11 protein-coding genes are annotated in these 13633 nt (G+C 72.2%); 4 read left to right on the forward strand and 7 right to left on the reverse strand.

Going from position 1 to position 13633, the window contains the following annotated elements:
• Positions 1–23: 23 nt before the first annotated feature.
• Positions 24–917 carry a DMT family transporter gene (locus ACZ5K7_RS24185; protein ID WP_351699929.1) on the reverse strand — a complete coding sequence of 298 codons (894 nt, stop codon included), beginning with the start codon at positions 915–917 and terminating at the stop codon, positions 24–26.
• 392 nt (positions 918–1309) lie between these two features.
• On the opposite strand from ACZ5K7_RS24185, the gene ACZ5K7_RS24190 reads away from it, so the two are divergent.
• The 3 genes from ACZ5K7_RS24190 to ACZ5K7_RS24200 all read left to right on the forward strand — a co-directional run bounded on the left by ACZ5K7_RS24190 (position 1310) and on the right by ACZ5K7_RS24200 (position 3684).
• Entirely contained in the window at positions 1310–2278 is a 969-nt protein-coding gene (locus ACZ5K7_RS24190) for a hypothetical protein (protein WP_468916008.1), read from the forward strand.
• 76 nt (positions 2279–2354) lie between these two features.
• Positions 2355–3077 (forward strand): molybdopterin-dependent oxidoreductase, encoded by a 723-nt coding sequence (locus tag ACZ5K7_RS24195; RefSeq protein ID WP_351699933.1) that lies wholly within the window; start codon positions 2355–2357, stop codon positions 3075–3077.
• Entirely contained in the window at positions 3061–3684 is a 624-nt protein-coding gene (locus ACZ5K7_RS24200; RefSeq protein WP_468916011.1) for a cytochrome b/b6 domain-containing protein, read from the forward strand. Before ACZ5K7_RS24195 ends, ACZ5K7_RS24200 begins: the two co-directional genes overlap by 17 nt.
• 131 nt (positions 3685–3815) lie before the next feature.
• Here the strand turns inward: ACZ5K7_RS24200 and ACZ5K7_RS24205 are convergent, their stop codons facing one another.
• Both ACZ5K7_RS24205 and ACZ5K7_RS24210 read right to left on the reverse strand, forming a co-directional pair.
• A complete protein-coding gene (locus tag ACZ5K7_RS24205; protein ID WP_351699964.1) occupies positions 3816–5213 on the reverse strand; it encodes a GntP family permease in 1398 nt (465 codons plus the stop codon).
• Positions 5214–5266: 53 nt separating this feature from the next.
• The gene (locus ACZ5K7_RS24210) at positions 5267–5788 is read right to left on the reverse strand and encodes a gluconokinase (protein ID WP_351699967.1); all 522 of its coding nucleotides are present in this window, start codon (positions 5786–5788) and stop codon (positions 5267–5269) included.
• Between the two features lie 160 nt (positions 5789–5948).
• Here ACZ5K7_RS24210 and ACZ5K7_RS24215 point away from each other — a divergent pair, with 160 nt between their 5' ends.
• Positions 5949–6650, forward strand: coding sequence for a FadR/GntR family transcriptional regulator (locus ACZ5K7_RS24215; RefSeq protein ID WP_351699970.1), 702 nt, complete (start codon positions 5949–5951; stop codon positions 6648–6650).
• A gap of 230 nt (positions 6651–6880) precedes the next feature.
• On the opposite strand, the gene ACZ5K7_RS24220 is transcribed toward ACZ5K7_RS24215, so the two are convergent.
• From ACZ5K7_RS24220 to ACZ5K7_RS24235, 4 genes are all read right to left on the reverse strand, one after another.
• Positions 6881–7360, reverse strand: coding sequence for a YflT domain-containing protein (locus ACZ5K7_RS24220; protein WP_351699975.1), 480 nt, complete (start codon positions 7358–7360; stop codon positions 6881–6883).
• A gap of 296 nt (positions 7361–7656) precedes the next feature.
• Positions 7657–8064, reverse strand: coding sequence for a YchJ family protein (locus tag ACZ5K7_RS24225; RefSeq protein WP_468916015.1), 408 nt, complete (start codon positions 8062–8064; stop codon positions 7657–7659).
• Positions 8065–8102: 38 nt separating this feature from the next.
• Entirely contained in the window at positions 8103–9449 is a 1347-nt protein-coding gene (locus ACZ5K7_RS24230) for a M1 family metallopeptidase (RefSeq protein WP_468916018.1), read from the reverse strand.
• Between the two features lie 80 nt (positions 9450–9529).
• On the reverse strand, positions 9530–13399 hold the full coding sequence (locus tag ACZ5K7_RS24235) for a Pls/PosA family non-ribosomal peptide synthetase (RefSeq protein ID WP_468916020.1): 3870 nt from the start codon (positions 13397–13399) through the stop codon (positions 9530–9532).
• Positions 13400–13633 lie beyond the last annotated feature (234 nt).

Raw genomic sequence — 13633 nt, forward strand, 5'->3', positions numbered from 1 at the left:
AAGCAGGCCGGCGGCCCGGGGCGTCAGCGCGGCTGGAGGTCCAGCGAGGGCTCCTTCGGCGCCGGACCGCGCGGCATCGCGGGGTGCAGCCCGAGCAGCACGATGCCCGCCACGATCGCCGCGAGCCCCGCCGCCTCCCAGGCCAGTGCCCCGGTGTCGGTGCGCAGCCGGTCCCCGAGGAAGCCGACGCCGCACAGGATCCCGGCGAGCGGCTGGGCCGCGGTGAGCGCGGGCAGCGAGTTGCGCAGCTCCGCCGTCTCGAACGCACTCTGGACGAGGATCAGCCCGCTGACCCCGAGCACCAGCACGCCGTACGGCTGCCAGCCGGTCAGTACCTCGGTGATGCCGCCGTCGGAGAAGCGGGTGCCGGTGACCCGGGTCAGTGCGTCCTGGACGCCGTACAGCAGGCCGGCGGCGAGGGCGAGCAGGGTCGGCCCCGCGCTGAGCCGGGACCGTTTGGCGTAGGTGGTGAGGAGCAGGGCTATGCCGACCGTCACGCCGATGATCAGCCAGTGGCGCGCCGGGTTGGTGACGGCGTCGCCGCCGCGTGGCTGGCCCGCGAGGATGAACGTGGTCACCCCGCCCGCGAGCAGCACGAGGCCCGCCCAGCCCTGGTGGCTCAGGGGATGCTTGGTCTGGTGGCGGGAGAGCGCGAGGGCGAAGAGGAGGTTCGTCGCCAGCAGCGGTTCGACCAGGGAGATCTCGCCCTTGCCGAGGGCGACCGCGCCGAGGATCATGCCGGCCACCATCAGGCCGATCCCGCCGAGCCAGCGCGGCACCCGCATCAGGTCGAGCAGCAGCCGGAACGAGAGGAAGTCGCTGAGCGGGGCCTTCTGGGCGACGTTCTGCTGGAGCACGAACCCGAAGCCGAGGCAACAGGCCGCACTCACGGCGAGAACCAGAACCAGAACGGACACGCTGCGTACCTCGATCATGCGGCCGGGCTACGGGGTGCGTAGTGGCCGACTGTAGCGCTCGCGGATGGGTGTTGCCCCGGGAGTACCCGGAACCGGGCGGTTGACTCGGTCACGATGCCCGAGCCGAACGCGGCAGGTGGATCAGGGCGGCGGCGGGACCGGTACGGCCATGGTCCGATGCCCGGGCGGCCCGCGCCATGGCGTACGCCACAGCCGGAACCCGGAGCCCCACGGCCACGGTACGCCGAACGGGCCCCGGTGCGCGTCAAGTTCCGCTGTGTTCAAGGTAGTTGAACGGGGTACAAGCCCCGTTCAACTTGACGCAAAGTCTTGGCTGGGGGTTTGCTGTGCGTGATCGGCCGATGGCAGCCCGACAACCAGGAAGTTCCGCGGTGCCCCCAACCCCGCCCCTCTTAGGCCCAGGCCGGGCCGTCGCCGAAGGTCCCCGCGCGGCAGCGCACCCCGGGTGCGAACTCTGTCCCGACGACGCCTTCGACGACGCCGAACTCATCTCCGCGCGAGCCGCGTTGGCCCAGGGCCGCTGGCAGTCCGCCCGCTCCCTGCTGCTCCACACGGGTGACGACTGGGACCGCCTGGGGCACCGGGCCACCGTCCTCGCCCGCGAGCCCTACGCCATCGCCTGGGCCCGTGAGTGGCTGCTCGCCGAGCCCGGCTCCGCGGGTGCGGCCACCCTCTATGCCCTGACCCTGGTCCGGCGTGCCCTGCGCGGCAAGGAACCCCCCGACCGGGCCCGCGAGGCCTGCGCCGGTGCCGCCGCGCTCGCCCCCGCCGACCCCACCCCGTGGCTGGGTCTCCTGCTGCTGGCCCGCCGCCTCGGCACCGCCGACGAGACGCGCCGCATGTTCGACGAGGTGCGCGGCCGCCATCCCGAGCACCACCACGCCCACCACCTGATGGCCGCCCGCATCGCGGAGACCGAGACCGAGGGGACGTACGAACTGTGCGCCTTCGCGGAACGCTCGGCCGCCGACGCCCCGGCCGACTCCCCGCTGGCCGTGCTCCCCGTCGTCGCCTACACCGAGCGGCACCGGGTCCTCGCCGCCACCGGACGGGCGCCCGCCGATCCGGCCGCGGCCGGCCACTGGGCCGAGCCGTCCGCCCGGCGCGCGCTGAGCGCGGCCTTCGACTGGTGGCTGGAGTGGGGCATCGAGGAGCACCCGCGCCGCCATGTCGACCTCAACCACCTCGCCCACGCCACCTCCGGCGCCGGCCGGTACGCGGAGGCCGCGGCCCTGTTCCAGCGCATCGGCCGCCACGCCACCCGGGCTCCCTGGTCCTACCCGGACCGCGACCCCTGCGAGGCGTTCCGGGCGGCCCGGGAGCGCGTGCTCGGCGGTTGATGAGAAGAGGTTGTGGATTTCTTACGGCGGCCGGATTTCCTGGCCGGGCCGACCCCGAGGGTGTTCGAATGAGTGCGTGAACTCTGAACGATCCGAGGAGGGCCGGCCGATCGGCCGCCGGGTGTTCCTCGGCACCATCGGCCTGGGCGCCGTAGGTGTCGTGACCGCGCCGGTGCTGCAACGCGTCACCGAGTCGGTCCTCGGCACCTTCTCCGGCAAGGACCCGACAGGCCTGACCGGCCTGCTCCCGAACGGCGGCGGCTTCCGCTACTACTCGGTGACCGGATCGGTGCCGAACAAGACTGCCGCGGACTACCAGCTGAAGATCGACGGCCTGGTCGACAAGCCGCGCACCTACAGCCTGGCCGACCTGCGCGCCCTGCCGCAGACCCGGCTGGTCAAGGACGTCCAGTGCGTGACCGGCTGGCGGGTTCCGGACACCCCGTTCGAGGGGGTCCGCCTCTCGCACCTGCTGGACCTGGCGGGAGTGGGCGGCGGCGCGAAGGCGATCCGCTTCACCTGCTTCGACGGCGCGTACAGCGAGAGCCTCACCCTCGACCAGGCGCGACGGCCGGACATCCTGGTCGCGTTGCGCATGCAGGACAAGGCCATCGGCCACGACCACGGAGGCCCGGTCCGCCTCTATGTCGCCCCCATGTACTTCTACAAATCGGCCAAGTGGCTCTCCGGCATCACGGTGACCGACGAGGTGCAGCCGGGATACTGGGAACACCTCGGCTACGACGTCGACGCCTGGGTCGGCCGTTCGAACGGACGCGACGATGAGCCTACGAGCTGAGGCACCGGCCGCCACGGACCGGCTGCACCGCTTCACCCCCGCCGAGCGCTGGATCCACCGCACGACGGCGGCGCTGATGGGCATCTGTGTCCTGACGGCCGCCTGCCTCTACATCCCGCAGCTGGCGATCCTGGTCGGGCGCCGCGAACTGGTCGTCCGCGTCCACGAGTGCGCGGGCCTGGCCCTGCCCGTCCCGGTCCTGCTCGGCCTCGCCTCCCGCGCCTTCCGCAGGGACCTCGGCTTCCTGAACCGCTTCGGCGCCCATGACAGGCTCTGGCTGCGGGCCGCCCTGAGCCGTGACAAGCGCCCGTCCTCCCGCCCGGCGGGCAAGTTCAACGCCGGCCAGAAGATCTACGCGAACTGGATCGCCGGCGCCACCCTGGTCATGCTCGCCACCGGCCTGCTGATGTGGTTCACCCACCTCACCCCGCTGATGTGGCGCACCTCGGCCACCTTCGTCCACGACTGGCTGGCCCTGACGATCGGCGTCGTCCTGGCAGGTCACATCGGCATGGCCATGGGCGACCCGGAGGCGAGACAGGGGCTGCGCACCGGGAAGGTGAGCAAGGAGTGGGCCAAGCGCGAGCATCCGCTGTGGCGGCCGTAGCCCCCGGGACCATCCGGGGTAACCGCGACTTCGTCCCGTCGCGACGGCGCCCGGCCGGGGCTGGTGGAAGCCGGCGATCTCCGACCGGCCCCACCCGCCACCGGACGTCGTAGCCCGTCCACCCGACCCGTCTAGATGACGAGCGAGAGGAGGAGGACCAGGCCGCCCCCGACCACCGAGATGATCGTCTCCATGATCGACCAGGTCTTGACGGTCTGCCCGACGCTCAGCCCGAAGTACTCCTTGACCAGCCAGAAACCGGCGTCGTTGACATGGCTGAAGAAGAGCGAGCCGGCGCCGATGGCCAGGACCAGCAGGGCCGTGTGGGCCGTCGACATGTCCGCCGCCAGCGGGGCCACCAGGCCCGCCGCCGAGACGGTCGCCACCGTCGCCGAGCCTGTCGCCAGCCGGATCGCCACCGCGATCAGCCAGGCCAGCAGCAGGGCCGGGATCGACCAGTCCTTGGAGACCTCCAGGATCATCTGGCCGACACCGCAGTCGATCAGCGTCTGCTTGAAGCCGCCGCCCGCGCCGACGATGAGCAGGATGCCCGCGATGGGCATCAGGCCCTTGTCGACCGTCTGCTGGAGCCGCTCCTTGGAGAACCCGGCCGGGCGGCCGAGCGTGAAGAAGCCGAGGATCACGGCCGCGAGCAGGGCGATCAGCGGGGAGCCGATGACGTCGAAGACCCGCTGGACGGTGTGCGCCGGGTCGTCGACGACGATGTCCACCAGTGCCTTGGCCAGCATCAGCACGACCGGGAGCAGGATCGTGGCGAGGGTGGCGCCGAAGCCGGGACGCTTCTCCAGCTCCTCCGAGGGGCGCTGCGGCAGCATCCGGTCGGGGGCCGGGACGTCCACCCAACGGGCGGCGACCTTGGAGAACAGCGGACCGGCGATGATCACGGTCGGGATCGCGACCAGGACGCCGAGCGCCAGGGTCACGCCCAGGTTCGCGTGGACCGCGTCGATCGCGACCAGCGGGCCGGGGTGCGGCGGCACCAGGCCGTGCATCACGGACAGACCGGCCAGCGCCGGGATGCCGATGCGCATCAGGGAGTAGTTGCCGCGCTTGGCGACCATCAGCACCACCGGGATCAGCAGCACGATGCCGACCTCGAAGAACAGCGGCAGACCGATCACGGAGGCGATCAGCACCATCGCCCACGGCATGGCCCGCCCGCCGGCCTTGGCGAGGATGGTGTCGACGATCTGGTCGGCACCGCCGGAGTCGGCGAGCAGCTTGCCCAGGATCGCCCCGAGCGCGATCAGGACACCCACGCCGGCGACCGTGGAGCCGAGGCCGGTGGTGAAGCTGGTGATGACCTTGTCCAGCGGCGCCCCGGCGAACGCGCCGAGCGCGAGCGAGCCGATGGTCAGCGCCAGGAAGGCGTGGAGCTTGAACTTGGTGATGAGCAGGACGATGACGGCGAAGGCCGCGAGGACGGCGATGCCGAGCTGGGCATGTCCGGCCGAGGTGATGGGCGCGACGGTGTCCGCTGCCAGCATCTCGACGCTGAGTCTGGTCACGGTGGTTCCTTGCAGATACGGGGACAAAAGAAAGAAGGAAGAGGGGGGAGGGGTTACTGCCGGGTGAGGTCGGGCAGCGCGTCCAGGGCCCGCACGGCCCGCGCGGTGATCTCCTCGGGGGTGCCGGTGACGTCCACGGCTACGCCCGGCTCGTCCGCCGCCAGCGGTTCGAGCGTGGCGAACTGGGAGTCCAGCAGCGCGGTCGGCATGAAGTGACCCTGCCGGTGCGACATCCGGTCCTCGATGAGCTTCCGGTCACCGGTGAGGTGCAGGAAGACGACGCCGGGGGCGGCGGCACGGAGCCGGTCCCGGTACGACCGCTTCAGCGCGGAGCTGCTGACCACCCCGCCCAGACCTTCCCGCCCGTGCGCCCAGGAGCCGATGGCGTCCAGCCACGGCCACCGGTCGGTGTCGTCCAGCGGGTGCCCGGCCGACATCTTGGCGATGTTGGCCGGCGGGTGGAAGTCGTCGCCCTCGGCGTACGGGACGCCGAGCCGGGCGGCGAGCAGAGGACCGATCGTGGTCTTGCCCGTGCCGGCGACGCCCATCACCACGACGACGTGGGGGGTCCGCATCACTGCCTCGCTGTCTTCCTCGGGATTCCTCAACGAGAGACACCGGCGTACGACATCCGGCGTCGGCCTCACTGAAACCCATTAGGTACGACGAATTCAAGAGTCTGTGACAAATAAGTCTGACTTTTTGGCCCTGTGATCCACTCGGTACGCTGAGTGCATGAGCACCATGGGCCGAGGGCTGCACGGCCGCGTACTGGACAGCCTCGGCCCCGCGATCACCGCCGGCGAATACCCGCCGGGCAGCGTCCTGCGCACGGACGAGCTGGCCCAGCAGTTCGAGGTGTCGCGCTCCGTGATGCGCGAGGCGGTCCGGGTCCTGGAGTCCATGCACCTGGTCGAGTCCCGCCGCCGGGTCGGCGTGACGGTCCGGCCGAAGGCCGAGTGGAACGTCTACGACCCGCAGGTCATCCGCTGGCGGCTGGCCGGCGCCGACCGCCCCCACCAGCTGCGCTCGCTGACCGTGCTGCGCTCGGCGATCGAACCGGTGGCCGCGCGCCTGGCGGCGAAGAGCGCCACGGCGGAGCAGTGCGCCGAGCTCACCGAGTGCGCGCTCGGCATGGTGGCCAACTCACGCGGCCACCGGCTGGAGCAGTACCTCGTGCACGACATGGCGTTCCACCGGGTGATCCTCAACGCGTCCGGCAACGAGATGTTCGCCCGGCTCGGCGATGTCGTGGCCGAGGTCCTCGCCGGCCGTACCCACCACGAGGTGATGTTCGAGGACCCCGCCCCGGGCGCCGTCACCCTCCATGTCCAGGTCGCCGAGGCGGTACGGGAGGGCGACGCGGTCCGCGCCGAGCAGCTGACCCGCGAGATCACGGTGGGCGCCCTCCAGGAGCTGGACATCCTGGCACCCTAGGGCCGCCGGGTCACCTGGTGCGGGCGCCCGCGACACCGCGGTCCCGGCTGGCCGGCCGCCCAGGGCCGCTCTGCCCGGCGACGTAGCGGCGGAAGTTCGGAACCGAGAAGGCGGTGAACATCGACGTCAGGTGCCCGCGCCTGCGAGCTGCGCCGGACGGTGGGGGGGCGGGGGACATGGGTACCCGCTCCCGCGGAGTCGGCCGGCGACGACGCCGTATCGCCGGTCGCTCAGTCCTCGCGCCAGCCGAGCTTGATGAGCAGATTCCTCGCCTCGTCCGCGACCTCCGCCTGGGCGACCACGTCGTAGCGGGCGGCGACGATCTGGCTGCGGGACGCGAAGTCGCGGCGGCCGCCGGTGAACGCGTGGCCGGCGAACCCGAAGAGCGCGCCGAAGATCGCGCCGTAGAACAGGCCGCTGATCATCAGCACCAGGACGTGGTGGTTGCCCGCGGCGAACAGCGACAGGAGCAGGCCGACGAGCAGCCCGAACCAGGCCCCCGAGCCCGCGCCGGCCAGGGCGGCCCGGCCGCGGGTGAGCCGGCCGAGCACCGTCTCCACCATCCGCAGGTCGGAGCCGATGATCGCGGTGTGCTCCACCGGGAACTTGCTGTCGGAGAGGAAGTCCACCGCACGCTGCGCGCCCTCGTAGGTCGGATACGAGCCGACCACCGGCCGGTCGAGCGGTGCCGTGGGCGGTTGCTGGGTCATCGCGGGGCTCCCTTCCTCACCGTCCCCGTCGAACAGCCTGCTGCGAGGCGGTGACCCCCGCAAGGCGGAACCGGATCTTCCTCGTCCCTCCCGAGACCGACGCGGGCACGCTGCCGAACATGAAGTACTCCTTCGGCCGGACCCACACGCGGCTCGAAAAGGGCGGCTGGGACCGCGAGGTGACGCAGCGGGAGATGCCCATCGCCACCACGCTCGGCGGCGTCGACATGCGGAGGGCGCCCGGTGCGTACCGGATGAACTCGCTCCGCAGCGAGAAGCAGCCGATCTTCCGTGCCCTAGTCCGGGAAGTCGCCGTCCAGGTACACCCAGGCTCCGTCGACCCGCTCGAACCTGCTGAGCTCGTGGAGGGATCCGCCCCGGTACGACGCCCGGAACTCCACCGTCCCCGTGGAGTGGAACGCGGAACCGTCACCCGCGCCCAGGATCTCCAGCCCCGTCCAGCGCATCCCCGGGTCGAGATCGAGCCGCGCCGGCCGCGTCCGCGGATGCCAGGTACGCAGCAGATACGCCGCGTCCCCGGTCACGAACGCGCTGTACCGCGACCGCATCAGCGCCTCGGCGGTCGGCGCGGCGACGGCACCGGAGTGGTAGCGGCCGCAGCACTCGTCGTACGGCTTGGACAGGCCGCAGGGGCAGTCGGCGGGCGGGGCGGGGCGCGCGGGGCGAGCGGTGCGACGGGACATGCGGCCATTCTGCGCCACCGCCCGCGGACGACCTCTCCTCAGGCCGACTCGGCCACGTCCCCCAGCACCGGCAACGCCGGCAGCGCGGTGCCGTGCACCCAGGCGTCGAACAGGTCGTCCAAGGGCTCCTGCGTGAACCGGGCGACATGGGCGGCGAAGGTCGCCGTGGTCACCGAGCCGCCCCGGTGCAGTCCCGCCCACGCCCGCAGCATGTGGAAGAACCGCTCGTCGCCGAGCACGCAGCGGATCGCATGGATCGTGACCCCGCCGCGCTCGTAGAGCCGGTCGTCGAACATCGCCTTGCGACCGGGGTTGGCGATCCGGATGTCCTGCGGCAGCCCCGACAGCAACCGGTGCGCGACGGCCGCCAGTTGCTGGGCGCTGCGACCGCCGGACCGCTCCGACCACAACCACTCCGCGTACTTGGCGAGCCCCTCGTTCAGCCAGATGTGCCGCCAGTCCGCGATGGACACGCTGTTGCCGAACCACTGGTGGGCCAGCTCGTGCGCGACCAGCCGCTCCGAACCCCGCGCCCCGTCCACATGGTTGACGCCGAACAGCGACAACCCCTGCGCCTCGACGGGGACATCGAACTCCTCGTCGGTGACGACGACCGCGTACTCCTCGAACGGGTAGGGCCCGAAGAGCCGTTGGAACAGGTCCATCATCGCGGGCTGCCGTGCGAAGTCCCGCGAGAACTCCGGCAGCAGATGCGCGGGTATGTGCCCGTGCATCGGAATCCCGCCGAAGCCCGGGTCGCCGAGGATCACCGTCTGGAACTTGCCGATCGCGAGGCCCACCAGATAGCTCGACGTCGGCGCCGCCTGCTCGTACACCCAGGTCGTCGTGGACGCCTTCGTGGTCCGGGTCAGCAGCCGCCCGCCGGCCACCACCGAGTACGCGGACGGGCAGGTCACCGAGATCAGGTAGGACGCCTTGTCGGCCGGCCGGTCGTTGCACGGGAACCAGGAGGGGGCGCCGGTCGGCTGGCTCGCCACCAGCGCGCCGTCCGTCAGCTCCTCCCAGCCGATCCCGCCCCACGGGCTGTTCACCGGCCTGGGATTGCCCGCCCAGTGGATCTCCACGGTGAAGGCGGCCCCGGCCCGCAGCGGCTTGGCGGGCTTGATCCGCAGCCTGCCGCCCCGGTGCGTCCAGTGCGGCTGGCGGCCGTCCACCCGGATCCGGCCGATCTTGAAGTCGGCCAGGTTCAGCTGGAACTCGGGCAGCGCGGCCCGGCCCGCTATGGCGTTGATCCGGACCGAGCCGGCCAGTCGGTTGGGGCCGGGCCGGTAGTCCAGCGTGAGCTCATAGCGATGCACCCGGTACCGGGCATCGCCGTTGTCCGGGAAGTACGGGTCCGGACCCGCTGACTGCTGCACTGCCACTTCCGCGTTCGCTCCCTGCGCTGTGCTCGAACCGTCTCTCGGCGCACCGATGCCCGCGGCCACCACCGGACGGCCCGCGCTCAGGGACGCCATGCCTCGATCGGGTTGCCGAGCCAGCGGGTGTCGTCGGGAACCGACTCCGCCGCCATGACGAGCGACGCGGGACCCAGGGTGGTACGGGACCCGATCGTGCTGCCGGGCAGCACGATCCCGCCAGGGCCCAGTGTGGCGCCCTCACGGAGAACCACAGTATCCGTCCGCAAGATCCGGTCGTGGAAGAGGTGAGTCTGCAGGACACAGCCGCGGTTCACGGTGGCCGCGTCCTCCAGTGTGACCAGATCCGTCTCCGGCAGCCAGTAGCTCTCCACCCACACTCCCTTGCCGATGCGCGCGCCGAGGCCGCGCAGCCAGGCCGTCATCAGGGGAGTACCCGGAACCGAGCCGGCCAGCCACGGCACCGTCAGCACCTCGACGAAGGTGTCCGCCAGCTCGTTGCGCCACACGAACGAGCTCCACAGCGGGTGCTCCCCGCTGCGGTGCCGCCCGACCAGCAGCCACTTGGCCAGCACCGACACCAGGCCCGCGACCGCACCGGCGGCGAGCAGCACCAGCCCCGACAGCACCGGCGCCCAGCCGCCCAGCGCACACAGCGCGGCGACCGTCAGCCCGGCCAGCGCCACCGAGCACAGCACCGGCACGATCCTGCACAGCTCCACCAGAGCGCGCGCCCACAGCAGCCGCGCGGGCGGCTCATAGGTCCGGCTCTGGTCGCCGTCCGACGCGCTGCGCGGCAGCTTCACCGGCGGCAGCCCCAGGTACGACGTGCCCTTCTTCGCCTTCTTCGGCGTCGCCGACAGCACACCCACCAGACCGCCGTCCGGCACGCTGCGGCCCGGCGCGGTCATCCCGGAGTTCCCGAGGAACGCCCGCCGCCCGATCTCCGCGCGCCCGATCCGCACATAGCCGCCACCGAGCTCGTACGGCGCGGTCAGCGTGTCGTCGGCCAGGAACGCGCCCTCGCCGACCGTCGTCAGGCTCGGCAGCGCGAGCACGGTCGAGACCTCGGCACCGCGCCCGATCCGCATCCCGAGCAGCCGCAGCCACACGGGCGTGACCAGACCGGCGTACAGCGGGAACAGGGTGTCGCGGGAGCGGTCCATCAGCTGGGAGACCGTCCAGGCCTGCCAGCCGATCCGGCTGTGCGTCGGATGCGTACCGACCCGCAGGCCCAGGCTGAGCAGCCGTACGGAGACCAGGATCAGCAGCGCGTACGCGAGCCCGAAGGCCAGCGTGGCCGGGACCAGGGCGACGGCCGCGCCCCGCAGGGCCTCGGCCAGGCCGTCCCCGGGAGCCACGAAACGCCCGGCGACCAGCAGCGCGGCGGCACCCGCCAGCACGGGCAGCGCGCTGAGCCCGACGCCCGTCAGGCCGTACATCACCCGCCAGTAGGTGCCGCGCTGCGGCCGGTGCTTGGGCCAGTTCCGCTTGGCCTTGCCCAGCTTGACCGCCGGGGCGCCGGCCCAGCGCTGGCCGGTCGGGATCTGCCCGGTGACCGCCGAGCCGGGGGCCACCTCGGCGCGCTTGCCGACCCGGGCGCCCGGGAAGAGGATGCCGCGCGTCCCGACGACCGCGTGGGCGCCGATCCGGACCGGGCCGATCACCAGCCGGTCGCCGTCCAGCCAGTGGCCGGACAGGTCCACCTCGGACTCCACGGCCGCGCCGCGCCCCACCCTGAGCAGGCCGGTGACCGGCGGCAGCGAGTGCAGGTCCACCTCCGGACCGATCTTGGCGCCCAGCGCCCGCGCGTACCGCTCCAGCCAGGACCCGGTCAGCGCGGTCGCCCCGGTGAACTCGGCCAGCCGCTCCGCCGTCCACAGCCGCAGATGCACGGAGCCGCCGCGCGGATACCGGCCGGGCTTCACGCCCCGCAGCAGCAGCCGCGCGCCACCGGCGGCGATCGCGATCCGGCCGGGCGGGGTGTACAGGACCAGGGCCCCGACGGCCACCAGCCACCAGGGCGCGGTGGGCAGCCAGCCGTAGCCGCTCAGCACGTTGCCGAGCGCGGCCAGGACGACCGTCCAGCGCAGCCCGAGCAGGGTGAACAGCGGGAGCAGCACCATGAGCTGCACCAGCTGGGCGGCGCGTGGCACCGGAGCGATCGTCCGCTGCGCGCTGTCGTCCTGCGCGGACTCCTCCAGGTGGCGGGCCAGCTTGCGCAGCACCGGCTGCTGGTAGATGTCGAGGACGGCCGCGCTCGGGTAGCGGGTGCGCAGCCGGGTGGTGAGCTGGGCGGCGGACAGGCTGCCGCCGCCGATCGCGAAGAAGTCGTCGGAGGCGCCGGCCACCGGGATGCCGAGGACCTCGGTCCACTGCTCGGCGAGCCAGGCCTCGGTGCCGTACAGCTGCTCGGCCTTGCCGGCCGTCTCCAGGCCTTCCAGGGGCCAGGGCAGGGCGTTGCGGTCGACCTTGCCGGAGGTGCGGGTGGGCAGGTCCGCGACGGGCGCGAGCAGCGGGACGAGGGCTGCGGGCAGCTCGGCGCGCAGCTTCTCGACGGCGGCCGCCTGGTCCCAGCCGTCCTGGGTGACCACATAGCCGACGAGCAGCTGGTTGCCGCTGCGGGCGGTGCGTACGGCCGCAGCGGCGCCCGCGACGCCGGGGAGCGCCTGGAGGGCCGCGTCGACCTCGCCGAGCTCGATCCGGCGGCCGCCGAGCTTGATCTGCTCGTCCGCGCGCCCGAGGAACACCAGCCCCTCAGGGTCGGCGCGCACCAGGTCACCGCTCCGGTACGCCCGCTCCCAGCCCAGCGACTGAAGGGGCGCGTACTTCTCGGCGTCCTTCTCGGCGTCGAGGTAACGGGCCAGGCCGACGCCGCCGATCACCAGCTGGCCGCTCTCGCCCAGGGACACGGGCACGCCCGCGTCGTCCACGACGGCGAGTTCCCAGCCGTTCAGCGGCAGCCCGATACGGATCGGTTCCTCGCCGGTCATCAGGGCGGCACAGGCCACGACGGTGGCCTCGGTGGGGCCGTAGGTGTTCCAGACCTCGCGGCCCTCGGTGACCAGCCGCTGTGCCAGCTCGGGCGGGCAGGCCTCGCCGCCGAAGATCAGCAGGCGGACGTCGTTGAGCGTCTCGGGCTCCCAGAGCGCGGCCAGGGTCGGCACGGTCGAGACGACGGTGATCTCCTGCTCGACCAGCCAGGGGCCGAGATCGGCGCCGCTGCGGACCTGGGAGCGGGGCACCGGGACCAGGCAGGCGCCGTAGCGCCAGGCCAGCCACATCTCCTCGCAGGAGGCGTCGAAGGCCACCGAGAGGCCCGCCATGACCCGGTCGCCGGGGCCGATCGGTTCCTCGGCCAGGAAGAGCGCGGCCTCGGCGTCCACGAAGGCGGCGGCGCTGCGGTGGGTGACGGCGACGCCCTTGGGCTTGCCGGTGGAACCGGAGGTGAAGATGATCCAGGCGTCGTGCTCGACGCCGGGCCGCCGGGCGGCGTTGCCCGCCTCGGGGTTCCGTACGTCGATCGAGAGGCCGGCGCCGAGGACGGCCGCGACCTCGGCCTCCCCGAACACCAGCGCGGCCCGCTCGTCCGGGTCCTCGGCGTCGACGGGTACATAGGCGGCACCGGCCGCGAGCACGCCGAGCACGGCGACGTACAGATCGTTGGTCCCGGACGGCACCCGCACGCCCACGCGGTCGCCGAGTCCGACCCCGGCCTCGTGGAGCCGTCGCCGCAGCCGCTCGACCTCGACCGCGAGTGCGCGGTAGGTGAGCTGGGCGGTACCGTCGTCCAGTGCGGGCTCGTCAGGGTGCGCCCGTACCGTTGCTTCGAACACGTCCACGAGCGTGCGCGGCGAGGCCGCGGTTCCCGCCGAGAATCGTGCCGTGTCCCCGAACTCCTCGCGGATCTCTTCGTCGAGCAGGCCGAGAGCACTGCTCTCGTCAATCGCTGCCATCCGGTCCTCGCGTCTCGTTCCCGGAACCTCCGGGGCGCCGGCGGGTCCCCAGGTCTGCCTGGGGTTGTCCGGCTCCGGCTGGGTAACAAGCCGGAAATATTAGTACGACGCTAGGCTCCCGTTCATCTCGCGGCCACTTGGAAAGGGCCGTTCGGAGCAGTCTGTTGAATCTTAAGTCACCTCTGACCAGGCCTTCTCTGAACGTGACGAGAGATGAGACACACAGCGTGAGCC

Source organism: Streptomyces sp. NPDC031497 (assembly GCF_055580905.1).

Coding starts and splice junctions, on each gene's coding strand:
- ACZ5K7_RS24200 (WP_468916011.1), top strand. CDS start 3,061: ATGAGCCTACGAGCTGAGGCACCGGCCGCCACGGACCGGCTGCACCGC.
- ACZ5K7_RS24210 (WP_351699967.1), bottom strand. CDS start 5,788: ATGCGGACCCCCCACGTCGTCGTGGTGATGGGCGTCGCCGGCACGGGC.
- ACZ5K7_RS24215 (WP_351699970.1), top strand. CDS start 5,949: ATGAGCACCATGGGCCGAGGGCTGCACGGCCGCGTACTGGACAGCCTC.
- ACZ5K7_RS24220 (WP_351699975.1), bottom strand. CDS start 7,360: ATGACCCAGCAACCGCCCACGGCACCGCTCGACCGGCCGGTGGTCGGC.
- ACZ5K7_RS24225 (WP_468916015.1), bottom strand. CDS start 8,064: ATGTCCCGTCGCACCGCTCGCCCCGCGCGCCCCGCCCCGCCCGCCGAC.
- ACZ5K7_RS24235 (WP_468916020.1), bottom strand. CDS start 13,399: ATGGCAGCGATTGACGAGAGCAGTGCTCTCGGCCTGCTCGACGAAGAG.